At 71.7% G+C, this 22,410-nt stretch carries 27 protein-coding genes and 1 tRNA gene; 17 read left to right on the top strand and 11 right to left on the bottom strand.

The genetic code is table 11. The annotated features are described in order from the left end of the window. Window position 1 precedes the first annotated feature (1 nt). The 8 genes from KBX46_RS28735 (at window position 2) to KBX46_RS28700 (ending at window position 6,594) form a co-directional block, all read left to right on the top strand. Window positions 2–748, top strand: a complete 747-nt coding sequence (locus KBX46_RS28735) for a DUF6758 family protein (RefSeq protein ID WP_330464265.1) — start codon at window positions 2–4, stop codon at window positions 746–748. Between the two features lie 116 nt (window positions 749–864). Then, window positions 865–1,023, top strand: coding sequence for a hypothetical protein (locus tag KBX46_RS28730; protein WP_172862153.1), 159 nt, complete (start codon window positions 865–867; stop codon window positions 1,021–1,023). Between the two features lie 6 nt (window positions 1,024–1,029). Continuing rightward, on the top strand, window positions 1,030–1,905 hold the full coding sequence (locus tag KBX46_RS28725) for a PH domain-containing protein (RefSeq protein WP_088951386.1): 876 nt from the start codon (window positions 1,030–1,032) through the stop codon (window positions 1,903–1,905). A gap of 103 nt (window positions 1,906–2,008) precedes the next feature. After that, window positions 2,009–2,785, top strand: a complete 777-nt coding sequence (locus KBX46_RS28720) for a SigE family RNA polymerase sigma factor (protein ID WP_210795067.1) — start codon at window positions 2,009–2,011, stop codon at window positions 2,783–2,785. An 83-nt stretch (window positions 2,786–2,868) separates the two neighbouring features. After that, complete coding sequence (locus KBX46_RS28715; protein WP_210795065.1) at window positions 2,869–4,044, top strand: hypothetical protein; 1,176 nt, start codon at window positions 2,869–2,871, stop codon at window positions 4,042–4,044. A gap of 57 nt (window positions 4,045–4,101) precedes the next feature. Next, window positions 4,102–4,974, top strand: coding sequence for a PHP domain-containing protein (locus KBX46_RS28710; protein ID WP_210795062.1), 873 nt, complete (start codon window positions 4,102–4,104; stop codon window positions 4,972–4,974). Window positions 4,975–5,014: 40 nt separating this feature from the next. Further along, entirely contained in the window at window positions 5,015–5,629 is a 615-nt protein-coding gene (locus tag KBX46_RS28705; RefSeq protein WP_088951390.1) for a MarC family protein, read from the top strand. 44 nt (window positions 5,630–5,673) lie between these two features. Beyond that, window positions 5,674–6,594 (top strand): PD-(D/E)XK nuclease family protein, encoded by a 921-nt coding sequence (locus tag KBX46_RS28700; protein WP_210795060.1) that lies wholly within the window; start codon window positions 5,674–5,676, stop codon window positions 6,592–6,594. Window positions 6,595–6,615: 21 nt separating this feature from the next. Here the strand turns inward: KBX46_RS28700 and KBX46_RS28695 are convergent, their stop codons facing one another. After that, window positions 6,616–7,479, bottom strand: a complete 864-nt coding sequence (locus KBX46_RS28695) for an oxygenase MpaB family protein (RefSeq protein WP_210795058.1) — start codon at window positions 7,477–7,479, stop codon at window positions 6,616–6,618. Between the two features lie 135 nt (window positions 7,480–7,614). Continuing rightward, entirely contained in the window at window positions 7,615–8,043 is a 429-nt protein-coding gene (locus tag KBX46_RS28690; RefSeq protein WP_210795056.1) for a Fur family transcriptional regulator, read from the bottom strand. 203 nt (window positions 8,044–8,246) lie between these two features. Between KBX46_RS28690 and KBX46_RS28685 the strand changes: the two genes are divergently transcribed. Beyond that, the gene (locus KBX46_RS28685) at window positions 8,247–8,729 is read left to right on the top strand and encodes a DUF2231 domain-containing protein (RefSeq protein WP_088952183.1); all 483 of its coding nucleotides are present in this window, start codon (window positions 8,247–8,249) and stop codon (window positions 8,727–8,729) included. 18 nt (window positions 8,730–8,747) lie between these two features. On the opposite strand, the gene KBX46_RS28680 is transcribed toward KBX46_RS28685, so the two are convergent. After that, entirely contained in the window at window positions 8,748–9,140 is a 393-nt protein-coding gene (locus KBX46_RS28680) for a hypothetical protein (protein ID WP_210795053.1), read from the bottom strand. Between the two features lie 131 nt (window positions 9,141–9,271). Between KBX46_RS28680 and KBX46_RS28675 the strand changes: the two genes are divergently transcribed. Beyond that, the gene (locus KBX46_RS28675) at window positions 9,272–9,454 is read left to right on the top strand and encodes a hypothetical protein (protein ID WP_088952184.1); all 183 of its coding nucleotides are present in this window, start codon (window positions 9,272–9,274) and stop codon (window positions 9,452–9,454) included. A gap of 21 nt (window positions 9,455–9,475) precedes the next feature. Here KBX46_RS28675 and KBX46_RS32765 read toward each other — a convergent pair whose 3' ends face one another. The 3 genes from KBX46_RS32765 to KBX46_RS28660 all read right to left on the bottom strand — a co-directional run bounded on the left by KBX46_RS32765 (window position 9,476) and on the right by KBX46_RS28660 (window position 11,591). Next, a complete protein-coding gene (locus KBX46_RS32765; protein WP_247668332.1) occupies window positions 9,476–10,138 on the bottom strand; it encodes a flagellar biosynthesis protein FlgA in 663 nt (220 codons plus the stop codon). 311 nt (window positions 10,139–10,449) lie between these two features. Beyond that, on the bottom strand, window positions 10,450–10,878 hold the full coding sequence (locus tag KBX46_RS28665) for an FmdB family zinc ribbon protein (RefSeq protein ID WP_210795051.1): 429 nt from the start codon (window positions 10,876–10,878) through the stop codon (window positions 10,450–10,452). 62 nt (window positions 10,879–10,940) lie between these two features. Then, a complete protein-coding gene (locus tag KBX46_RS28660; protein WP_374225035.1) occupies window positions 10,941–11,591 on the bottom strand; it encodes a 5-formyltetrahydrofolate cyclo-ligase in 651 nt (216 codons plus the stop codon). Between the two features lie 112 nt (window positions 11,592–11,703). Between KBX46_RS28660 and KBX46_RS28655 the strand changes: the two genes are divergently transcribed. The 6 genes from KBX46_RS28655 to KBX46_RS28630 all read left to right on the top strand — a co-directional run bounded on the left by KBX46_RS28655 (window position 11,704) and on the right by KBX46_RS28630 (window position 18,472). Further along, on the top strand, window positions 11,704–14,016 hold the full coding sequence (locus tag KBX46_RS28655) for a diguanylate cyclase (RefSeq protein ID WP_210795049.1): 2,313 nt from the start codon (window positions 11,704–11,706) through the stop codon (window positions 14,014–14,016). Window positions 14,017–14,025: 9 nt separating this feature from the next. Further along, window positions 14,026–14,988 carry a UTP--glucose-1-phosphate uridylyltransferase gene (locus KBX46_RS28650; protein WP_210795047.1) on the top strand — a complete coding sequence of 321 codons (963 nt, stop codon included), beginning with the start codon at window positions 14,026–14,028 and terminating at the stop codon, window positions 14,986–14,988. Next, window positions 14,985–16,298 carry a gephyrin-like molybdotransferase Glp gene (gene glp, locus KBX46_RS28645; RefSeq protein WP_210795046.1) on the top strand — a complete coding sequence of 438 codons (1,314 nt, stop codon included), beginning with the start codon at window positions 14,985–14,987 and terminating at the stop codon, window positions 16,296–16,298. The genes KBX46_RS28650 and glp overlap by 4 nt, the downstream gene beginning before the upstream one ends. 109 nt (window positions 16,299–16,407) lie before the next feature. Next, the gene (locus KBX46_RS28640; protein ID WP_088951400.1) at window positions 16,408–17,058 is read left to right on the top strand and encodes a GNAT family N-acetyltransferase; all 651 of its coding nucleotides are present in this window, start codon (window positions 16,408–16,410) and stop codon (window positions 17,056–17,058) included. Window positions 17,059–17,235: 177 nt separating this feature from the next. Further along, the gene (locus KBX46_RS28635; protein WP_185755188.1) at window positions 17,236–18,018 is read left to right on the top strand and encodes a hypothetical protein; all 783 of its coding nucleotides are present in this window, start codon (window positions 17,236–17,238) and stop codon (window positions 18,016–18,018) included. A gap of 377 nt (window positions 18,019–18,395) precedes the next feature. Further along, window positions 18,396–18,472 (top strand) — tRNA-Ala (locus KBX46_RS28630). A gap of 93 nt (window positions 18,473–18,565) precedes the next feature. On the opposite strand, the gene KBX46_RS28625 is transcribed toward KBX46_RS28630, so the two are convergent. The 3 genes from KBX46_RS28625 to KBX46_RS28615 form a co-directional block, all read right to left on the bottom strand. Next, window positions 18,566–18,733: a hypothetical protein gene (locus tag KBX46_RS28625; protein ID WP_374225034.1), complete on the bottom strand. Its 168-nt coding sequence runs from the start codon at window positions 18,731–18,733 to the stop codon at window positions 18,566–18,568. Window positions 18,734–18,856: 123 nt separating this feature from the next. Next, window positions 18,857–19,420, bottom strand: coding sequence for an NADPH-dependent FMN reductase (locus tag KBX46_RS28620; RefSeq protein WP_112673937.1), 564 nt, complete (start codon window positions 19,418–19,420; stop codon window positions 18,857–18,859). Window positions 19,421–19,505: 85 nt separating this feature from the next. Then, the gene (locus tag KBX46_RS28615) at window positions 19,506–19,994 is read right to left on the bottom strand and encodes an SRPBCC domain-containing protein (RefSeq protein ID WP_088951403.1); all 489 of its coding nucleotides are present in this window, start codon (window positions 19,992–19,994) and stop codon (window positions 19,506–19,508) included. A 139-nt stretch (window positions 19,995–20,133) separates the two neighbouring features. Between KBX46_RS28615 and KBX46_RS28610 the strand changes: the two genes are divergently transcribed. After that, complete coding sequence (locus KBX46_RS28610) at window positions 20,134–20,559, top strand: helix-turn-helix domain-containing protein (RefSeq protein WP_088951404.1); 426 nt, start codon at window positions 20,134–20,136, stop codon at window positions 20,557–20,559. Between the two features lie 303 nt (window positions 20,560–20,862). Here KBX46_RS28610 and KBX46_RS28605 read toward each other — a convergent pair whose 3' ends face one another. Both KBX46_RS28605 and KBX46_RS28600 read right to left on the bottom strand, forming a co-directional pair. Then, the gene (locus tag KBX46_RS28605) at window positions 20,863–21,021 is read right to left on the bottom strand and encodes a hypothetical protein (RefSeq protein WP_374225033.1); all 159 of its coding nucleotides are present in this window, start codon (window positions 21,019–21,021) and stop codon (window positions 20,863–20,865) included. A gap of 223 nt (window positions 21,022–21,244) precedes the next feature. Then, the gene (locus tag KBX46_RS28600; protein ID WP_210795044.1) at window positions 21,245–22,159 is read right to left on the bottom strand and encodes a protease inhibitor I9 family protein; all 915 of its coding nucleotides are present in this window, start codon (window positions 22,157–22,159) and stop codon (window positions 21,245–21,247) included. Window positions 22,160–22,410: the final 251 nt, after the last annotated feature.

Below are 22,410 nucleotides of genomic sequence, written 5' to 3'. Positions count from 1 at the left end.
GGTGCCGAATCGGACGTTCCCGCTTGACGAGCCGGCGGTACCGGAGAACGGTGGGGATGTGAGTGTCGCGGTGAGTTGTCCGAGATGCGGGGGCCCGGTAAGGGCGCCGGATCTGATGCACACCGACTCGAGGTGTCTGCGCTGCGGCCCGGTGCCGCCCCTGCACGTGCCCGAGCACATCGGAGCGGAGATCGTGGCGAGCGTGGTGGAACGGATCACCGCGACCGCGGCTCCGCCGGGAACGCCGCTGTGGTGCCCGTGGCCGCTGCCGCCCGGCTGGACCCTCACCGGGGTGGCGTACGCCGGGGACGACCGGACGGGAGTGCGGGCGACAGCGGTGGCCTGCGCGGGCCCGGCGCCGCTCGGTGGTGGTCCGGCCGACCTGGTCTTCGTGGCCGAGGAGCCGGGTGTCGGCCTGGGCACGCGACTCGCCGGACTGGCCGGGCCGGACCCGGGACCGGAACTGGTGGACGCGTTGACCGACCCGGGGCCGGGTCACCCCGACCACGTTGGGCAGGCCAGGATCAGGGTCGCCGGGCATCCGACTCCACTGTGGTTGGTGAATTCTCCAACGGATCGAAGCGCGTACGCCGGCGAAGCTCGGGGAATGTGGCTCCATGCGATAGCCTGGCCGGCGAGTGCGGGTCACCTGCTCGCGGAAGACGTCGTCCTACACGACCTGACCGAGTGGACTCCCCCCGAGCTCGTGTATGGCGCACCGTCCCCGCACTTACCTGGGAGAGCCTGACAAGTCTCCCGGTTTGACGGAGAACGGACGCAGATATTCACTGTACGACGCCACACTGATACTCTGGGTGCCGCTGCGGTAATGGGACCCGGCGCCGCGCGAGAGGATGGCCCGCCATGGTCAAGAAGGTCCTCACCTGGGCCGGAATCGCATTCTTGATCTTCTTCGTCGCCTACCGGCCAAACTCTGCGGCGGATGTGTTCAAGTCACTCGGCGGCGGCGTCATGGACATCGCCCAAGGGTTCGGCGACTTCTTCACCAGTCTCGTCGCCTAGCAGCCGATGGGCAGCCCCTCCGGTCCACCCTTCGACCCGGACGACCCCGACCGGGAACGCCGCGAGCGTGACACCGAGCCGATCCCGAGGATCGGGCCCGATGACGGCCCGGGATACGGGGCCGGTCCCGGCCTGTCCGACGGTCCGTCCCTTTCGGACGACGTCGGCTATGGCGACGGGCCCGGCTATGCCGGCCAGGGCCGCTCCGGTCGAGGGTGGATCCGTGATCCGGAGGCGAGCTACCAGCCGCCGCAGATCTCCGAGGACGAGCTGGCCGGGTTGCGCGCCGACGCGACCGGTTCGACTCCCCGGCGGGTGCTGCCACTGGAAGACGAGCCCAGTTCGCTGGTTGCCCGCTACCTCTTCCCCACCGAGCGCTACCGGGGTGAGTGGAAGCGGCACTGGATCCACCTCACCAACCCGCTGCTGATCGGCGTCGCGGCGACCTTCGTGCTCGGCTACCTCTCCGGCTTCCTCGCCGGGCAGGACGTCGGTGCGCTGACCACCATCGCCGTGCTGCTCTGGTTCGCGGTGATGGGCTGGGTGGCGTGGAAGGTCGCCGACTGGTGGTATGACCGTTTCATCCTGACCAACAAGCGGGTCATGGTGGTCAACGGCATCGTCACCCGCAAGGTGGCCATGATGCCGCTGGTCCGGGTCACCGACATGAAGTACGAGCAGACCCCCACCGGCCGAGCGCTCAACTACGGCACCTTCGTGCTGGAGTCCGCCGGCCAGGAGCAGGCGCTCCGCGAGATCAAGAACCTGCCCAACCCGAACGAGCTCTACCTGCGCGTCGTCGAGGAGATGTACGAGCCGCAGGCAGTCGAGGCGCGGCTCGGCAAGGAAGCCGACGAGGCCAAGGCCGACGACGGGGCGTGAAGGTTTTCGACCGAACATCGGAGTAAGTGCGCACCTTTCGTCATGGACCGGAACGCCTCTGACGTGGCACTCTGCCAGGACGACTGGGGTGTGGAGGTGGGCGGTGGCGAGCAAGGACTCGTTGGAGGAGCAGTTCCGCGAGTTCGTCGCGGCCCGCTCCGCCGCGCTCCTACGCACCGCTTATCTGCTCACCGGAGACTGGGCCACTGCCGAGGACCTGCTCCAGACGGCACTGACCAAGACCTACCTCGCGTGGAAGCGGCTCGGTGGGATCGAGGCGGTCGAGCCGTACGCCCGCCGTGTGATGGTCAACACGTCGACGAGCTGGTGGCGGCGCCGCTGGCACGGCGAACGCCCGACCGAGGTGCTGCCCGAACGCGCCGGTGTCGACGAGATCGAGCAGCAGCTCGACCGTGACCTGCTGTGGCGGCACCTCAGGGAGTTGCCCAACCGGCAGCGGGCGGTGCTGGTGCTGCGCTACTACGAGGACATGTCGGAGGCGCAGACCGCCGCGATGCTGGACATCTCACCGGGCACGGTGAAGAGCCAGGCGTCGCGAGCCCTGGCCACGCTGCGCCGACGGTTGGGAGCCGACGCAGCGGAGCTCGCCGCCGCTGCCGGCATCGCCGGCCGGCAAGCATCACCGGCTGCCGACGGTCGTCCGGCCGCTGCCGGCGCCCCCCGACGTGGCGTCCCGGCCGGGCAGCACCCGACCACCGGTGCCGCCGCGACGCGCCGACCCCGGCAGGCGGAAGGCCGAGCCGTTCCCCGCCCTGCCGCGCCCCGACCGGTCGCTCCGCGTCCGATCGGCCCGCCGGTCGTGCTGCCCACCGCCCCGGCGGCCGTGCCCGTCGGCACGGGCTCCGGGGAGCAGCAGTGAGCGGATTCCCGGGCCGGTCCGACAACCTGACGGACGGCCCGCGGCGTTCTAACCAGGTGCGGCCTGACGAGTTGGAAGGTGCGGTGCGGGAGACCCTCTCGCACCAGGTCGCCCTTGCCCGCCCCCTCGCAGCCGACCCGGCGGGTCAGGCGATCCGCCGCGCGAACCGGATCCGTCGCCGGCGTACCGCAACAGGCCTCGCCCTCGCGGCGGCCGTCACCGTGCTGCTGAGCGCCGGGATGGCCCAGCTCGGTGCCGAGACCAGGCGGGACGGCGCGCCCATCGTGGTGATCGGTGATCCGGACCCGTCCAGCCGGCCGATCCCGACGGTCAGCGCCCCGGGCCCCGGCCCCTCGCCGGGAACGTCCGCGTCCCTGCTGGTGAGCGAGACGCTGGTCAGCGCCGATGGGAAGCGGCTGGTGCTACCCGACGTCGGGCCGGCCGAACACGCCCAGCTCCTGCCCGGCGGTACCGGTTGGTTGGTGGTCGGCACGGCGAGCACCGCCGGCCGATCCCTCTGGGTGGTGCAGAACGACGGCCTGGTGCAGGTCCTGCTGGCCGGGGCAGGCCCCATCGTCCTGGCACCGGACAGCCGCCAGGTCGCCTGGCGTGACGGCAGCGACCTGCTGGTGGCGGGGGTGGTGGGCACCCAGCTCATCGGCGCGGTACGCACGCCCGCGCCCGCGGACGCCCAGCCCGTCCGGTTCGTCGGTGACAACGTGCTGGTCCGACTCGACCCCGCCAGCGCCGGCCACACCCTCTGGCGGCCCGGCGCCGGGCCGCTGCCCGCGACCGTCGACCGACAGACCCTCCACGTCTACGGCGCGCTGCCCGACGGGCGGCTGGTCGGCCAGATCGCCGCAACCGACCCGGGCGGGACCTGCCTGGCCGTGCTCGACCCGACGCGTCACCTGACCCCGGTGGACTCCGGCTGCGGGCCGGACCTCAGCGAGGACGGCGTCGGCGGAGTCTCCGCCGACGGACGGTGGCTGCTGGTGAACGGACGGGTGGGCAAGGCCGACCGTGCCCTCCTGGTCGACCTGCGGCAACTCGGGCCGGTCACGACCGCCGTTCCGGCCGGACCGCCGATGACCGGCACGATCGTCTGGAACAACGACTCCCACGCCTCCTACCTCGACGAGGCCGGTGCACTGGTCCGGGTCGACCCCGCCCGGGTACGGGCAGGAGAGTCCGCCAACCCCGAGCCGGTGCCCGGCCTGCCCGCCGGGGAGCGGCCGGTCCTGGTGAGCAGCTTCTGACGCCGTCGGGATGACCTTCGCGAGGCGGGCTCGGCTATCCCTGGGTAGCGTCGTGCGGTGACCTCGCGTACCGGCGCCGCCCCGCGGATCGACCTGCACACCCACTCGACGGCCAGCGACGGCACGCTGACCCCGGCGGAGCTGGTCCGCGCGGCCGCCCAGGCCGGGCTGGACGTGCTGGCGATCACCGACCACGACACCACCGCCGGCTGGGTGCCGGCCGTCGGCGCGCTGCCGCCGGGACTACGCCTGGTCCGGGGGGCGGAGTTGTCCTGCCGCTGGTCCGGCACCGAGCCGGCGGTGCCGCTGCACCTGCTGGCGTACCTGTTCGACCCGGACCACCCGGAACTGGTCGCCGAGCTGGCCCGGGTGCGGGCCGCCCGGGAAGATCGCGGAGAACGGATCGTCGCGCTGTTGCGCGCCGACGGCATCGACGTGAGCTGGCCGGACATCCTGGCCGGAGCGGGCGGCGGCACTGTGGGCCGGCCGCACATCGCCCAGGCACTGATCCGGGTCGGCCTGGTCGGCAGCACCCGGGAGGCGTTCGGCCCGGACTGGCTGGGCGAGCGGTACCGGTTGCCCAAGGACGACATCGACGTGTTCCGGGCGATCCGGCTGGTGCGGTCGGCCGGCGGTGTGCCGGTCTTCGCCCATCCCCGGGCCACCCGACGCGGCCGGGTGGTGCCCGACGAGTTGATCGCCGAGCTGGCCGCCGCCGGGTTGGCCGGGCTCGAGGCCGACCACGAGGACCACAGCCCGGCCGAGCGTGCGCACGTGCGGGCGCTCGCCGCCGACCTGGGCCTCCTCGTCACCGGCTCCTCGGATTTCCACGGCACGCACAAGACCGTCCAGCTCGGCGAGTTCAGCACCAGCGTCGAGGCGTACGAGCGGATCGTCGCCGAAGGCGTGACCGAGGTCGCTTCCGGCTGATCCCCATTTTGGGGAATCTCGGCGCGGCTAGGTTGATCACGTGGATCTGAAGCTGTTTGGCGAGGTTTTCGTGACCCTGCTGGTGATCACCGACCCGCCGGGCATGATGCCGATCTTCCTGGCGTTGACCGGCCCGCTGCCCGCCCGCGACCGTAACCGGGCGGCCTGGCAGGCCGTCACGCTGGCGTTGGGCGTGATCGTGGTCTTCGCGGTGGCGGGGCAGACCCTGCTGGACTACCTGCACGTGGACCTGCCGGCGTTGCAGGCGGCCGGTGGGCTGCTGCTCGTACTCGTCGCCCTGGAGTTGCTGACCGGCAAGACCGACGGCCCGAGCTCGGAAGCCACCTCCAACATCGCCCTGGTGCCGCTGGGCACCCCGCTGCTGGCCGGCCCCGGTGCCATCGTGGCCACCATGCTCTTCGTCCAGCAGGCCGACGGGTTGGCCGACTTCACCGCGATCGCCGTGGCGATCCTCGCCGTGATGCTCGCGGTCTGGATCGTCCTCCGCTTCTCCGGCGGCATCGTGAAGATCCTGCGTCCCGGCGGGATCGAGGTGCTGACCAGGATCGCCGGTCTGCTGCTGGCCGCGATCGCCGTGCAGCTCATCGCCGACGCGGTGTTCGCCTTCGTCACGCAGTACGTCAACATGACCTGACCGGCACACCAGCGGTGTCGGGGGTGGGTGGCAGGATCGCAGGCGTGCGACGATCCTCCTCAGCGGGACGGCCGGCGGCCGGTGGCCGGGCTCCCCAACAACGCGCCGGCGGTGCCGAGCAGCTCGGCTTCGAGGGCATGCCGGAGCGCCTGTTCGTCTGCACACCGAGCAAACTCGGCGCTTTCGCGGACTGCCCACGCCGCTACCGCTACTCCTACGTCGACCGGCCGACGCCACCCAAGGGCGCGCCGTGGGCGCACAACTCGCTGGGCGCCAGTGTGCACACCGCCCTGAAGAACTGGTATGCGTTGCCCGCCGACCGGCGTCGCCCCGAGGCGTTGGCCACCCTGCTCAAGGGCACCTGGGTCCGCGAGGGCTACCGCGACGACGAGCAGGAGCGGGCCGCCTACCGGCGGGCGTTGGGCTGGTTGGAGGCGTACGTCGAGACGCTGGAGGCCGACTCCGACCCGCTCGGTGTGGAGCGGGTGGTGGCGGTCAAGACCGCCGTGCTGGCGTTCAACGGTCGCGCCGACCGGATCGACTCCCGGCCCGGGCCAGAGGGGCCGGAGCTGGTCATCGTCGACTACAAGACCGGTCGCAGCGGGCTGGACACCGACGACGCGCGCGGTTCGCAGGCGTTGGCGCTCTACGCGTACGCGGCCGAGCGGGTGTTCCGGCGGCCGTGCCGTCGGGTGGAGCTGCACCACCTGCCGACCGGCACGGTCGCCGGCCACGACCACACCGTCGAGTCGCTGGCCCGGCAGTTGACCCGCGCGGAGGAGACGGCCCGCGACATCATGACCGCCGAACGGGCGGTCGCGGACGGCGCCGACGCGGACGAGGCGTTCCCGGTGGCACCCGGCCCGCGCTGCGGCTGGTGTGACTTCCGGCGGCACTGCCCGATCGGCGCGCAGGTGCCCGGCAAGGAACCATGGGCGGCCGTGGACCGGCACACCGACAGCTGAATCCCGGCGGCGGACGCCGGGTCAGCCGGCCAACGTGGTGGCAGCGTGACGCGCGGCCCGCTCCTTGGCGGCCAGAATCAACGGCCCCTCCAGATAGCGACGGGGCACGGCAGCGAACGCGAGCCGCAGGGCGCGCACGGACAGGTCCGCCGACAGGGCGGTGGTGGGCAGGCCCAGCCCGCCGTACATCCGACGAGCCCACCCCGGCAGCAGTCCGAACGCGGTGCCGGCGATCCCCAGGTACGCCCACCGCGGCGGGCCGAGGTTGAGCCCCAACCGGGCTGGCAGGCTGAGCTTCCACGGAAACGGCGGGGCGGTCAGGAAGATCGCCGTCTCGGCGGCCTCCCGGGTCATCCGCAGCTCCCGCCGTACGGCGCGGTAGTACTCCGCGACCTCGGCCGCAGTGCCCGGGACGGTGGCCGGGTCCAGGCCGACCAGAGCGGCGGACCGGCGCTGCTCGGTGTAATAGCCGTCCACCTCCTCGTCGGTGAGCGGCAGCCCGGCCCGCCGGGCCGTGCTGAGGAACGACTCGACCTCGGTGACGTGCACCCAGCGCAGCAGGTCCGGCTCGTCGATCCGGAACTCCTCGCCGGTGAGCGGATCGGTGGCCCGCAGCCGGTCGTGCAGCCGGCGCAGCCGGGCCCCGGCCGTCTCCGCCTCGGCGGTGGTCCCGTAGACGGTGGTCTCGACGTAGGTGGCGGTGCGGGCCAGGCGGCCCCAGGCGTCGGCGCGGTAGTTGCTGTTCTGCGCCACCCCGGCCATCGCCCGAGGATGCAACGCCTGGAGGTAGAGCGAGCGCAGGCCCGCGACGATCAGGATCGGCTCCTCGTGCACCTTCCACGTGACCGAACCCGGACCGAAGAGGCCGAGGTCATCGGAGTCCACCGTCCAAGAGTGCCACGGTCACCCCGACCTCGTCGGGCACGTCCCGTCGGTGCCGGCGGGTCAGACGTCGGCGGGTCGGACGTCGGCGGGTCGGACGTCGGCGGGTTGGACGTCGGCGGGTTGGACGTCGAGTGGTCAGACGTCGGCGGAGCGACGAGCCCGGCAGCCCGGGCAGAGACCCCAGAAGGTCACCTCCGCCTCGTCCACCTCGAACCCGTGCGACACGCTCGGCTCCAGACACGGCGCGCTGCCCACCGCGCAGTCGATGTCGGCGATCTCGCCGCAGCCCCGGCAGACCACGTGGTGGTGGTTGTCGCCGACGCGCGCCTCGTAACGCGCGGGACTGCCGGCCGGCTCGATCCGGCGGGACAACCCGGCCCGGGACAGGGCACCCAGCACGTCGTAGACCGCCTGGGTGGACACCGAGTCGAGGCGTTCACGGACCCGCCGGGTGATCTCGTCGACCTCCAGGTGACCGCCACCGTCGAGCACGTCGAGCACCGCGAGGCGTGGCCGCGTGACACGCAGGCCCTTCGATCGCAGCAGCTCCTCGGCACCGGACATTGGCCAATGACAGCACGCGCGACCAGCATCGACAACCGTCGCCGGGCCCGGGTGGCCACCGACACAGCGCGGCAAGATCGTGCTCACGACCCGGGATGGTGAACCCGATGGTCGCGTCGCACGTGTCTCCGGTCGAGAGCCTCGGGACGATCGGCGGACCGTACGCTGACCAACCCCTGACCGTGATCCACCTGGAGGATTCGATGTTCGAGGAGATCCTGGGTCTACCGGCACACGTCCTGGTGGTCCACGCGGTCGTCGTGTTCGTGCCGCTGCTGGCGGTGCTGGCCATCGCGTACGTCGGTCTGCCACGGTGGCGGCACCGCCTGGACTGGGCCCTGGGTCTCCTTGCCGTGGTCGCACCGGTGACCGCCTTCGTGGCCGTCAAGTCGGGAGAGGTGTTCACCGACGCGCTGGTCGCCCGGGGTTTCCAGGGGCAGATCCTCGATCAGATCTTCGAGCACTCCCGCTACGGCGACATCCTGTTCCGCATCGTCGTGCCGCTGGGAATCGGGGCCATCCTGCTGCTGGTCGTCACCAGCGGGCACCCCCGGGTGCCGCAGCTGCCGGCGCTGGTCACCCCGGTGCTGGCGGTGGCGGTCGTGGCGCTGTCCATCGCCGCCCTGGTCTACGTCTACCTGACCGGGCACAGCGGCGCCGAGGCCGTCTGGGGCACCACTCTCTGACCTGCTCTGCCCGCCGCTCTAGAAGATGACCCGCGAGCAGAGCAGGCAGAACAGGACCACCAGCACCACAGCGGCCGCCGCGCCGAAACCGTAGGTGACGCGCTGCGAGCGCTGCTCGGCCGCGTCCAGGTCGGCCATGTCCTGCGGTGGCAGCCGCCGCGGCGGTGCCGGCTGAAGGTGTACGGGTGGACGCCAGCCACTCGGCGGCGGCACGCTCGGCGGCGGCCCGGCGTACCCGCTCTGGGGTGGGCCGGTTGGCACGCTCTGCGGTGGGTTGGTGGGGCCGCTCTGCGGTGGGTTGGTGGGGCCGCCCGGCGGTGTGGCGGGGGGATGGTTCGGCACCGCGTCGGCACCGGTGCCGGGCCGTCGCCAGTAGTCGTCCGGGGTGCTGCCACCGCTGGGGGTCGTCACGCCGTCCGACGCTACCAACGTGGGGAGCGGGCGGGTCGTTTCTCACCGGCGTGCCACCGTCGGCGACAGTGCCCAGGAGCAGAGGGTCAACGACGTGGGGGAGGCACCGGGTTGCGCTAGTCTTGCCGCTCGTGAGCACCGAGGACCCCGGCAAGCAGGGCGTACGCGACGACGACGACCGCACCGTCGACCTGAGCGAAGACTTCGTGGTGCTGCCCGAGCAGACCTCCGACGACACCGACCGTGGCTGGGGCGAGCGGTCGGGTGGCAACGATGACTGGCTGCTCGCCGAACGCCCTCCGCACTGGGAGTGACCCCGCTGGTGCGGTGAGCGCTCAACCGCGTACGACGATGGCGAATCGAGTGCCCTCGGGGAGCCCGACGGCGCGTTTCGCCTGGTCGGGGCGTAGCGCCAGGTAGAGCGCCGAGGACCCGTCGGTCGCGTCGGCGCCCAGCACGTCAAGCACCAGCACCGCGGGCGCGAGCAACGTCGCCTCGGTGCCCGCCCCACCCGGTGTCGCGGCGAGCAGGTCGACCCGGGTCCCCGGGCGGGCCACCGCCAGCGCGGCCGGCTCGGCCAACCGGACCGGCACCCCGACAGCGCCACTGGGCAGCGGCAGCGGGCTGGTCCTCCCGCTCCCGGTGGTCGTGCCGTCCCGGCCAGTGCTGCCGTCTCCGGCGGTGCCGCTTCCGGTGGTCGAGCTGTCTCCGGCGGCTGCTCCGGTTGGCGGTGGCCCGGCTGTGTCGCTGTCGCCGGTGGACCCTGCCCCACCGGGGTCGGTCGGCCCGCCCTCGTCGGACCGCCCGGCCGTGCCGTCGGCCCCCGTCGGCGCACGGGATGGCTCGGCCGTCGGCGGGCAACTGGTCGGGGTGTGCAGAATGGCAGCGGCCAGGCCGAGCAATATGGCGACCAGACCGGCCCGGAGCAGGGTGCGCCCGCCGGGCAGGGTGAGCCGGCGCAGCGGACGCAACGCCCGCGCGGAATCTGGGTCGCCCATCGTTGGTGCCGCCTCCCGTCCGAGGACGTCGCAGCGACACCCTCGGCGGCAGGTTAGGCCGTTCCAACCGCAGTTGGTCGGCCCTCGGCCGGCGCCTGTGGATAACCGGCCGGCCTGTGGACAACGCCCACCGGCCGGCCCGATTTGCTATGGCAGCGGCCTTGATCGACTCGACTTCAAGGAAGTCGGGGTGTCAGGGCAGCCGGGACAGGCCGGTTTCCGTAAACCCGAGTGGATCACGGGTCAGGCCGCCGGCTCAGGCCGACGGGTCAAGCCGCCGGACTCAGGCCGCCGGACTCAGGCCGACGGGGTCAGGACGCGGAGCTGGCCGCCGGGGACTTGCCGCCGCTCGACCCACCCGACGACGAGCCGCCAGAGGACCCACCAGAGGACCCACCGGACGACGAACCCGAACCCGAAGACGACCCGGAACCCGAGGACGACCCCGAACCGGAAGACGACCCCGACGAGGAGGAACCGGACGACCCCGAGCCCTCGCCGGAGGACGACTCGGACTTGCCGGGCTTGGTGGCCGTGCCGCCGGCCGTCGTCTCGGAGCCGGACGCCCGCGAGTCGGTGCGGTAGAAGCCCGAGCCCTTGAAGACGATGCCGACCGAGTTGAAGACCTTGCGCAGCCGCCCCTGACACGCCGGGCACTCGGTCAGCGGCTCGTCAGAGAAGGACTGCACCGCCTCGAGCTGCTCACCGCACGTGGTGCAGGCGTACTGGTACGTGGGCACGTTCTCCTCCGGATCTGGGCTCAGCCAGTTGGCACTCGACCTATTCGAGTGCCAATGGTGCGTCATCCGGCCCGGGTTCGTCCAGCGGACGTGTGGGGCGCGACACCATGCGCCGCACCCGGGCCGCCGTCAAGCGTACGCACTCCGTCGGCGGGTGTGACGACCGCGCGGACAAGCCGGTCGTGTGCCTCGGCCGGCAGCGCCTCGACCAGTTCCCCGTCGTGCAGAGGCACCACGGTCAGCGTCGACCCGGGCACCCGGGCGAGCGCGCGGTCGTACGAGCCGCCGCCGCGTCCGAGTCGCCGGCCGTGGTGGTCGACGGCGAGAGCCGGTACGACCACCAGTTCCGCGTCCGCCACGGCGGTCACCCCGAGGCGGGCGCCGGTCGGCTCCCGCATACCCCGACCGGCGGCGACCAGGTCCTCGGGTCCGGTATATGCCGCCCAGTCCAGATCGAGGTCGTCGAGGAGCACGGGCAGCAGCAGTTGGGCGTCGGTGGGCAACGCCGCCCGCAGTGCGTCCGGCAGGTCTGTGCCGCCCGGTTCGGAGCCGACCGGCACGTACGCCGTCATCGTGCGCGGGCGCAGTCTGCGTACCAGGGCGACCAGCTCGGCCTGCACGCGCCCGGCGGCGGCGGCCCGGGCGGGGCCGGGCAGCGAGCGGCGGCGGGCGAGCAGGTCGGCGCGGGCTTCCCGCTTCGCGGTACGGGTCACTTCCGCTTCATAAGAAAATTCCGGCACGCAACACTCCTGACGCAACGCCTCTCCCACGGTTGCACTGTGTCAGCATCGCAAGCAACGGAGGCGGAACTTCCGGGGGGACCGAGTGACGCTACGCGGGCGGTTGACAGCAGCCTTCCTCGTGGTGGTGCTCGGGCCGGTCCTGCTCGGCGCGCTGTTCGTCGCCTCCACGCTCGCGGCCGTCGACCGCAGCCGCTCCACCGAGCGCCTGGCGGTGGCGGCGTCCACAGTGCGTACCTCGGTCGACGCCCTCTGCCAGCAGCTGCGGGCCACCGCCGACGCGGTGGCGCTCACCGCCGAGCCGGCCGTCGGCGCCGCCCAACTGGTCGGTCGAGGTCTGGCCGCCGCGGTGCTGATCACCGACCTGACCGGCGAGGTCAGCTACGTCTCGCCGGACGCGCCGCCGACCCCGTGGCGGGACTGCTCCGGCGCGACCACCGGTTTGGCCAGTCCCGTCCGGGCGCTGGCCGCCCACGTCGACCTGCGCGACCGCGCCGGCACGCTGCGGGGCACTGTGACCGCCGCGCAACTGGTCGACCCGGCCTTCGTGGCCCGGCTGGCGGCGGTGACCGGGGTGGCGGTCACCCTGCTCGACAGCGGAGCGAGCGCCGCGCGGGTCACCCACACCACAGAGTCCCGGGAGGTACGCGACGCGGTGCTGGCCGCCGCCAGCACCGTCGAGGGCGAGCGGGTCACCGAAACCACCGAGGGCCGGTACGTGCGGAGGATCGGGCCGTCCGACGCGCAGCCGCTGCCACTGGTGCTCTCCGTGCCCAGTGAACGGCCGCCGGGGCTGCACGCCACGCTGGTGGGGGTGGTCGTGCTGGCCGGGCTGCTCGCCGTGCTGACCGCCTGGCGGCTGGCCCGGGTGACCACCCGGCCGCTGGTGGAGCTGGCCGGTGCGGTGGACCGGGTGGCCCAGGGTGACCTGACCGCCCGCGTGCCGGTCCGCAGCCGCGACGAGCTGGGTCGACTGGCCGCCGCGTTCAACCGGATGACCCGGGAGACCGGCTCCTACGTCGCGGCGTTGACCAGCAACCGCGACCAGCTCCGCGGGCACCTCGCCGTGCTGGGCGACACCCTGGCCAGCACGCACGACCTGCAACGCATCCTGCGGGTGATCCTGCACAGCGCCATCGGCGCGACCGGGGCGCGCGCCGGCGCGGTGCTGCTGGTGGAGGCGGGCGGGGTTCTTGTCGCACAGTGCACCGAAGGGCTGGACGGGCGGTGGCCGGAGGGCGACACGGACGGGTCGTCGACGCTTCGGGTGCCGGTGGGGGTCGGTGTGGTCGGCGCGGTCGCCGCCACCGGGGAACCACAGCGGGGCAGGATGGAGCCGACCGAGGTTCCGTCGGGTGAGCCGCGCTGCCGCACGTACGTCGCGGTGCCGTTCGCGGCCCCGGGTGGAGGCGCCGCAGCCACCCTCGGCGGGTCCGGCGACGAGGCCGGCGCGGCGGCGGCACTCGGCGTGCTGGCCCTGTACGACCGGCTGGGCGCCGACGAGTTCGACGACGACGACCTGGTCACCCTGCGCACCTTCGCCGGCCACGCGGCCGTGGCGGTGGACAACGTGCGGGTGCACGAGGAGGCGCAGCGGCTCTCGCTCACCGACCCGCTCACCGGGCTGTGGAACTACCGCTACCTGCGCGAGTCGATCCGGCGGGAGGTGGAACGGGCCAGCCGGTTCGGGCGGATGCTCAGCATCCTCGCGATGGACCTCGACCGCTTCAAGGACGTCAACGACACGTACGGGCACGCTGCGGGGGACACCGTGCTGGCCGAGTTCGCCCGGCGGGTGCGCGGCGAGATCCGCGAGGTCGACCTGGCCTTCCGGCAGGGCGGTGAAGAGTTCGTGCTGCTGCTGCCGGAGACCGACGCGCGGGGCGCGGCGATCGTGGCCGAGCGACTCGGCGCGGCGGTTCGCGAGACGCCGATCGCCGTCGAGGCGTACGCCGGGCCGGTCCTGGTGACCGTGTCGGTGGGCATCGCCGTCTACCCGGACAACGGCAGCACCGGGCGGGAGGTGCTGGAGGCCGCCGACGACGCGCTCTACGCGGCCAAGGCGGCCGGCCGTGACACGTACCGGGTCGCCGAGGTGCGCCCGGACGTGCCGACGAGGGAGATACCGGTGCTCGCCTGCGCGGTCAGTCCACCCGACGGGCTGCCGCGCGCCGGTCAACCCGCACAGGTCATCCGGGAGCCGGGCGGGCCCGCCCGGTCGGAGCCGGCTGTGGGCGTACCGGAATCATCTGCGGCGCACGCGCGGCCGGAACCGGCCGGCGACGGCCCGGACAGCGCGACCGGCGGGGCGCGGGCCGGCCCGGACGCCGCGCGGCCGGGGCCGGGTGGCGGCGCGTCTTCTGGGCCACACCCGCCGCGACAGAGCCGTGGCCGATAGTCTCGCGGCATGTCGGAGCACTCAGCGAACCCCTCATCGACGGTCGCCGCAACTGGCCGTCCCCTGGCGGTCAAGGCCGTCATCCCGGCCGCCGGACTGGCCACCCGGTTCCTGCCAGCCACCAAGGCGGTGCCCAAGGAGCTGCTGCCGGTGGTGGATCGGCCGGTTCTGCAGTACATCGTCGAGGAGGCCACCCAGGCCGGCATCGGTGACGTGTTGCTGATCACCGGTCGGGGTAAGACGTCGATGGTGGACCACTTCGACCGTCGCCCAGACCTGGAGACCAGGCTGGAGGAGAAGGGTGACACCGAGCGGCTGGCCGCGGTGCGTCGCCCCAGTGAGCTGGCCGAGATCTACACCGTCCGGCAGCCCGAGCAGCTCGGGCTCGGCCACGCCGTCGGGTACGCCGAGTCGCACGTCGGCGACCAGCCCTTCGCGGTGCTGCTCGGCGACGAGTTCGTCAAGCCGTCGGAGCCGCTGCTGCCGGCGATGCTGGAGCTTCAGGCCCGCACGGGCGGTGTGGTGCTCGCCTTCTTCGAGGTCGACCCGGCCGAGACCAAGCGGTACGGCATCGCCTCCGTCGAACCCGCCGAGTCGGAGCTGACCGACATCGGTGAGGTCGTCAAGGTGACCGGGATGGTGGAGAAGCCGCAGCCGGAGGACGCGCCCAGCAACCTCGCGGTGCTCGGCCGCTACGTGTTGCCGGGCAAGATCTTCGACGCGATCCGGCGGACCAAGCCGGGCAGCGGCGGCGAGATCCAGCTGACCGACGCGATGGAGTTGCTGCGCACCGAGGGCACCCCGGTGCACGCGATCGTCTACCGGGGCACCCGCTACGACACCGGCATGCCGCTGGGCTACCTGCAGACGGTGGTGCAGATCGCCGCCGAACGCGAGGACCTGGGCAAAGAGTTCCGCTCGTGGCTGGCCGACTTCGTCAAGGCCGACGCGGCGGGCGGATCTGGTACATGACCGCGACGGCCGACGCCGAGGCGGCCGCGAACGAGTTGACGCCGCTCGCCGACTACCTGGGCAGCGTGCTGCGCAGGTTACGCGCGCTGCCGCCACTCGACCTCGAACTCACCCAGGCGCACGGCAACGTCCTCGCCGAGGACGTCGTCGCGCCGCACGCCTTCCCGGCCTTCGACCAGGCTGCCGTGGACGGCTACGCGGCCCGCTGGGAGGACATTTCCGGAGGGGGTCGGGGCCCGAGCTACGTCCCGGCCCCCTCCGGCACGCCCGGCGGCCGGACCATCCGGCTCAACGTGGTGGGCGATCTGGGTGCCGCGAGCTGGCGGCCGGTCCGGCTCACCCCGGGTTCGTGCTTCTCGGTGGCCGCCGGAGCGCCGCTGCCGGTCGCTGCGGACGTGGTGGTTCCGGTGGAGTGGACCGACCAGGGCATGGCCGCTGTGGAGATCTTCCGCACCCCCAAACGGGGGTACGGGGTACGCCGAGCCGGTGAGGAACTGCCCGTCGGCACTCTGCTCGCCCGCGCCGGCACGTACGTCTCGCCGGCCCTGGTCGCTGTCTTCGCCGCCACCGGCATCGGGCACGTGGTGGTCCGGCCCAGCCCACGGGTGGTCATCGTGGCCACCGGCGACGAACTGGTCGACGTGGGTCGGGGCAGTCAGCCCGGGCAGGTGGTGGACGCGAACTCGCACGCGTTGACCGCCGCCGCGGCCGAGGTGGGCGCACTGGCGTACCGGGTGGGGATCTGCGACGACGACCCGGAGGGGCTGCGGGGGCTGCTGGAGGACCAGACCCTGCGCGCCGACCTGATCATCACCACCGGGGGCACCGGCACCGGCCCCGGAGACATGGTGCGCCGGATCCTGTCCCGCCGCGAGGGCGGCCGGGCCGGGCCGGTCACGTTCACCGACGTGGCGCTCTATCCCGGCACCGCGCTCGGGTTCGGCACCGTCGGCGCCGAGGAGGTGCCGGTGGTCTGCCTGCCCGGCGACCCGGGCGCCGCGCTGATCGGTTTCGAGGTGCTGGCCCGCCCCGCCATCCAACTGCTCGCCGGCGCCGAGCCGGTGTTCCGACCCAGCGTGCGGGCGCACCTGCTGGAGACCGTGTCGTCGCCGACGGGGCTGCGCGAGTTCCGGCCGGCGCACGTCGCCGAGCGACGCGGCGGTGGATACACGGTCCAGCCTCTCAGCGGTGGGCCGTTCACGCTCTCCGGGCTGGCCGAGGCGAACGGCCTGCTGGTGCTCGGCGAGCGGGTCACCACGGCCGCCGCCGGTTCCACGGTGGACGTCCTGCTGTTGGACCGCCGCCGGTGACGGTGACCCGGTCGATCCGCCGGCTGGCCACTCGGGCGCTGCGCGGTCATCGGGTCCACGCGGTGGGTCCACTTGCGCGCGACACGGTCCCGCGCGGGAGACTGTGCGGGTGAGTCTCTTCGGACCCCCGCGGGCACCGGGCTGGCCGGTGGAGTTGGCGGACGGCCCGGTGTTGCTGCGGCCCTATCGGCGCTCCGACGCGGCGGCATGGTCGGAGATACGGCGGGCCAACCGGGCCTGGCTGGCACCCTGGGAATCATCGCTGCCCGGCGCCTGGGACGACCTCAACTCGCCGGCCGCGTTCCGCTGGGTGCACCGTGACCAGCGTCGCTCCGCCCGTGAGGGTGAGGGAATGCCGTTCGCGGTCTGTCTGCGCGAGGCCGACCGGGACCGTCTGGTCGGGCACATCAACGTCGGCAGCATCGTGCGGCGGGCGCTCTGCTCCGGCTACGTCGGTTACTGGGTGGATGCCCGGGTCGCCGGCCGAGGTGTGATCCCGACGGCGCTCGCGCTCGCCGTGGACCACGCGTTCGGCCCGGGCGGGCTGCACCGGGTGGAGGTCAACATCCGTCCGGAGAACCGGCCGTCCCGGCGGGTGGTGGAGAAACTGGGCTTCCGCGAGGAGTCGTACCACGTGCGCTACATGCACATCGACGGCGCTTGGCGTGACCACATCGGATACGCGATGACGAGCGAGGAGATCGCCGCCGAGGGCGGCCTGTTGGCCCGCTGGCACCGGGTACGCGCCAACGCCCGCTGAGTCGTCCCACGGGCGGGATCGGCGCGGCGCGGTGGCATCCCGGTCGGCGCGCCGTAACCTCAAGTAACTGCAAGCTGCGGCAAGCGCTCCCCGGCCGGACGATCCACGCACCAAGGCGCGATCGGTGGAAGATCCTGCGGTCCGGTGGCGGTTGCGACGAATTCGGTGACGGGAGGGGTGAGGGTGCCGACCTCGGTGCTCCTCGCCGTCCTCGCCGCCGCCGGCCTGCTCGCCCTGGCCCCGGCGCTGGTCCGCCGGTACGACGCCACCGAGCGGCTGGTGGCGGAGCGGGCGCAGTCGACGGCGCGGGTGCTCCAGCGCCGCCGACGGCGCCGCACTGTGCCCGGACGGCAACCTGTCCACCCACCGCGCTCGCTGGTCGTCACCCTCAGTGAGAATGCGACTACGGGGGTGTTGGGTGCGCCGGTCTCCGCGCCCCCGGCCGCCCGCCGCTCCGGTCGGCTGCGCGCCGTGCCACCCGCACCCAAGCGGTCCCGTCGCCGCCCGCCGCCGCGCCGACAGCACACCCCCGCCGTGTACCGCCGCAGGCGGGTGCTCGCCGCGCTGCTGCTCCTCAACGTCGTCGAGCTCGTCGGCGTGCTGTTCGTCAGCCCCGGCTTCTGGATCGGCTTCTCGGTCACCTTCCTGCTCCTGGCCACGTACGTCGTCCACCTGCGCGGTCAGGCCCTCGCTGGGCGTCGTCGCCGCCGCGCCCGGGCCCGCGAGGCGGCCTGGTTGGCCGCCCGGCAGGCCGAGGTGCGCCGGGAACAGGCCCGCCGGGCAGCGGCCCGCCGGGAGGCGCAACGCCGCCTGGCCGCCCAACGCGAGGGGGTACGCCGAGCCGCGATGGGCCTGGACCGCCCGGGAGACCTGCCGGCGGCAGTCAACGGCGGGTCGGTCTCGTACCGGCGCTCGGGCGGCCTACGCGGACGCCCCTACGAGGCCGGCCGCGGCGCCTGATCCGGCGACGGCCGGGCGTGGTCTGGCCGCGCGTGGCCTGGCCTCGTCGGGCGTGGCCTGGCGTGGCCGGGCGTGGCCTGGTCGGGCGTGGCCTGGCCTGGCGTGGTCGGGCGTGGCCGGGTTTGGCGTGGCCTGGCGTGGCCTGGCCCGACTCGGCCTGGTTCGGTCGTGCTCCCGGCTTGATCGACTCGGGTTTCTGGAAGTCGGGGTGTCGTGGCGTCCCGGATGCCCCGATTTTCGGGAAGGCGAGTGGATCAAGCCGGAGGGTCGGAGCGCCGCGCCGGGGGCGGATTCGCGGTGAGGACCGACGACCTGTTAGCCTTGCTGCCGGCCCGCCCGGTGTAAGCCGGGTGGGACCGAAGCCGGCTCGCCGGTGGGGGGCTGTGGCGCAGACTGGTAGCGCACCTCGTTCGCATCGAGGGGGTCAGGGGTTCAAATCCCCTCAGCTCCACCACGAAACAGCAGGTCAAACGGTGGGTTCTCGTTCAACGGGAACCCACCGTTGATCGTTTGACCGCCGGACAGAGCCCCAGACCGTGGCATGGGGCTATGTCGAACGACGCCGCGCCTGGGCCAGGCCCAACTCGAGGGTCAGCTCCACCTCCCGCGCCTCCCCGGCGGCGAGCCGCTGCACGATCCGCAGCCGAGTCTCATCCGCGAACGACCGGAACAGGGCCACGGCTGGGGTCAGCCCGGCCACGACATTCGCGGTCACGCACTCTCCGTCATTTCATCGCTTTGGTTGGTCAAGCATCTGGATCCGTTTGCGGAGGCTGTCGGGACGGTCAGGTCATCGCCTGGGCGGCGACCTGACCGTCATCGTGAGCGGTCTGAGTGGTCAGGGTCGGCGCAGTGGTGCGAGCGCGTCGGCCCAGGCGGTCACCTCGGTGAAGAGTTGGTGGAGCGTGGTGTTGTGGCGGCCGTCGGGGGTGAACGTGGTGAAGCCGGCGAAGTCGGTGGCGAGTGACAGGCTGACCTGGGTGCGTACGCCGGCGAGTTGAAGACCTGCCGTGATGAGGCGCAGGTGTTCGGCCGCGCGGGCGCCGCCGACGTTGCTGCCGTAGGAGACGAAGCCCACCGCCTTGTTGTTCCACTCGCCGTAGAGGTAGTCGATGGCGTTCTTCAACGCCGCGGGGATCGATCGGTTGTACTCCGGGGTGACGAAGACGTATCCGTCGAACTCTGCGATCTTGTTGCTCCACTTCCTTGTGTGTGCGTGGGAGTAGGAGCCGAGTAGCGGTGACTGGGGCTCGTCGAAGATCGGCAGACCGTAGTCCTCGATGTCCACCAACTCGACATCGATGCCGTCGTGCTGGCCGCCCTGCTCAGCTACCCACTCGGCCACTTGGTGACCGACCCGGCCGGGCCGGGTACTGCCGAGGATGATCCCGATGTTCGTCATGCGTCGTCCGTTCCTGCTGATCCGAGGATTACTGACGGTCGAGAACTTGTGTTGCGCGAATCAGTACCTCCATCCGACACGCGCTTCACTGCCGTTGCTGACGCCGACGTCCGGATCGCAGCGCGGCGTCGAGGCCGTTCAGCCGCAGCACACTTGCGCCGCGTAGGTGCGCCAGGTCCACACTGCCGTCGCCCTCGTATCTGAGAAACGTCACCTGTTCGGTCCATTCCAGGCGGGTTCCGTCCGTTTCGGCGTCGAGCCGAACGGTGACCAGGGAGGTCCATCGCAGTTCGCCGTCGACGACGGCCTCGTAGCCGTAGACGATCCGGTGGATGCCCGCGATATCGATGTATCGCGACCGGTACTCCAGCCGTTCGGGCGCGGTGTCCAGCCCGGTGTAGGTGCTGCGCGCCGTCTCGCCTCCGCCCACCCGGAAGTCGTGTTCGTAGGAGGCCTCGCTGCCGGGGAGACGAAACCACCGCCGCCTGATCGCGGTGTCGGCAAACGCGGTGAAGACCTCGCCCGGTGGCACGTCGAGGTGCCGCGAGATCGTGAAGGTGTCGTGCCGGACCATGCTGTCCTCCCGCTGTCACGACCACGAAGGGGTGGCCGCACGTCAGTTACGATCAGTAAGAAACGTGCGCCCACGGGTTTTAGTCCGGCTCTCCGATACGCACTTAAAAGTCAGCTACTGACGCATGAGGAACAAAGCCATGACGCACTTGCGTGGTGCCGAACTCGCGCAGCGCGGGGTCGCGCCGGACTGCGTCCAGACGATCGAGCTTGTCCGCGACGTGCTGGCGCGGGTGGGCGACAAGTGGACGCTGCTGACCATTACGGTCCTGGCGTCCGGCCCGCTGCGCTTCACCGCGCTGCACGAGCAGGTCGCCGGCATCTCCCAGCGGATGCTCAGCCAGACACTGCGCGCCCTCACCCGCGACGGGTTGGTGACCAGGACCGCGTACCCGGAAGTACCTCCGAGGGTTGAATATGCCCTGACACCGCTCGGCCGCTCACTGAGCGAGGCCGTGGACGGACTCGTGCACTGGGTTCGTAGCCACCAGGGCGACATCGTCCGCAACCGCGACGATTTCGACCAGACACCGGCCGCGAAGACAACCGCCTCGCCCCACGCATAGCCGCGACCTGTCATTCGCGACCGCCGCATCGCGAATCCAGTCGACCGTTCCCCCGTACCGGCCGCGGTCGGCCGCTCGGCGTTGACCGGTGAGCGACACCGACGCCGATCCACTCGATCGGCTGCACGCCGCCGACCCTTTGCGCGTTGGTGGTAAGCGCCGCTCGGGCCTGCTCGGACAGGCAGCCAGCCTCTCGTTCGCATCGAGGGGGTCAGGGGTTCAAATCCCCTCAGCTCCACCAGCACGACGTACTACCTGGGGAAACCCGCCGACCAAGATCGGCGGGCACAGATCCGGCACAAATCAGCGGGAATTCGAGGCCTTCGGGCCTCGTTTTCGTTTGGCGCTCGAGTCGCGCAGAGCCCCGCTGATGATGTTGCGGCGCGGGTCCTTCTTCGGCCACCAGTGGACGTAGGTTTCCAGCGTGATCCGCAGGCTGGAGTGCCGCAGCGCGTTCTGCACGTCGGTGGGATCGGCACCCGAGGTGATCAGGCGGGTGGCGAAGTAGTGCCGCAGAGAGTGGAAGGTGCCCTCATCGGGCCAACCGGCCGCGTCGCGTCAGGTCCGCCGCGAGGGTGACACTGAGCGCCTAGGCGCACTCACATGCCGAGAACAGCGCATCGTCGGCTGCAAGCGCACTCCGCCCATCATCGTGGCGGAGTCAGACATCAGCCCAGCCGCACGATCAGTCGTCCAGTTCGACAGTCGCATTGTCCTCGATGTCCACCACGTCGGGGTCCCGGCGCAGAGTTCGAACCTGAGCATCAGTCATGTCAGCGGAGAAGCTGTTGATGAAGTCGAACACTCTGCGCGGGGAGACCCCGGCTCGCGCGGCGACGGTAAGCGGATCACCGCTGCAACGAACGAGGACTATGTACTCACCATCGACGCGCCGTTCCTGTGGAGCACGGAAATGCGGTGCAAGCCGATCGGGGTCGGGCTCGATGCGATCGATGTCGGAGTCTTCGGAAAGTGCCGGGACCCCGGCCCTCGGCGACTGTTCCAACTGCAGACCGGTCAGCCTGGCGCCGAATCCCCAAGAGGCGCCGATGCGGTACAACTGGTTGGGCGAAAGCTGGTGCCGACTGAGTATTTGATAGGGATCGGTTCCCGGCTTGACGATGACGAGGTAGTCGTTCTCAGCGGAGCGCCTCGCATATAGTGCCTCCAACGAGTGCGGCTCGGGTTCTGACTCGTTCTCGATGGCGTTCAGCATGGCGGTGGGGTCGTAGCCGCGCTCGCGCGCCTTGATGACGAGATGCGCCGGAGGGCGGCGGCGCAGCTGCGCGTACGCGAACGTCCCCCTCGACTTGTGCATGTCTTCGAGGCTCAATTCGTCCAACGGGTGCCAGGGCTGATAGGCGTTGGGATATTCGGCCCGCAACGAGTCATGGTCTGCCGGCAGATCCTGCACCGCGACCCTGATCGAACGCACCGAGCGCGTCGGAAGACTCGCCGACCCGCCAGCCGGATCACGGACGAAGACGAAGTCCGGTGTCATCGTCACGAAATGGGCCGGGCATGACCGAACCTCGCCATCTTCCTGCTCGATCTCCACGATGTACGGCAGATACACCGTCGGATCCGGCCACTCCGTCATCAGTGCCTCCCCTGTGAACCCCATTTCGACCGGTTGGCGGTGGTGGTCACCGACCGCTCCGCTTCATCAGGAAGCCCATAACGGCGGATTTCGAGCGAATTTTTCAGCGGTCTGCCGCACGGACTTAGCCGATGACGTGATCATGCCACGCAGGCGCCCTCATGCCGCGATGCGCGCCCCTGTCGCGGACCGTGAGGGCCTGCACGAGATCAGCGCAGGGGACGTCGAGGCGGCGTCAGGGCTGCACCGTT

The sequence above is a fragment of the Micromonospora sp. C81 genome (genome assembly GCF_018070425.1).
Lineage (GTDB): Bacteria > Actinomycetota > Actinomycetes > Mycobacteriales > Micromonosporaceae > Micromonospora > Micromonospora zamorensis.
Note: the sequence above shows the minus strand (reverse complement) of the source record. Positions and strands in the feature narration are given on the sequence as shown.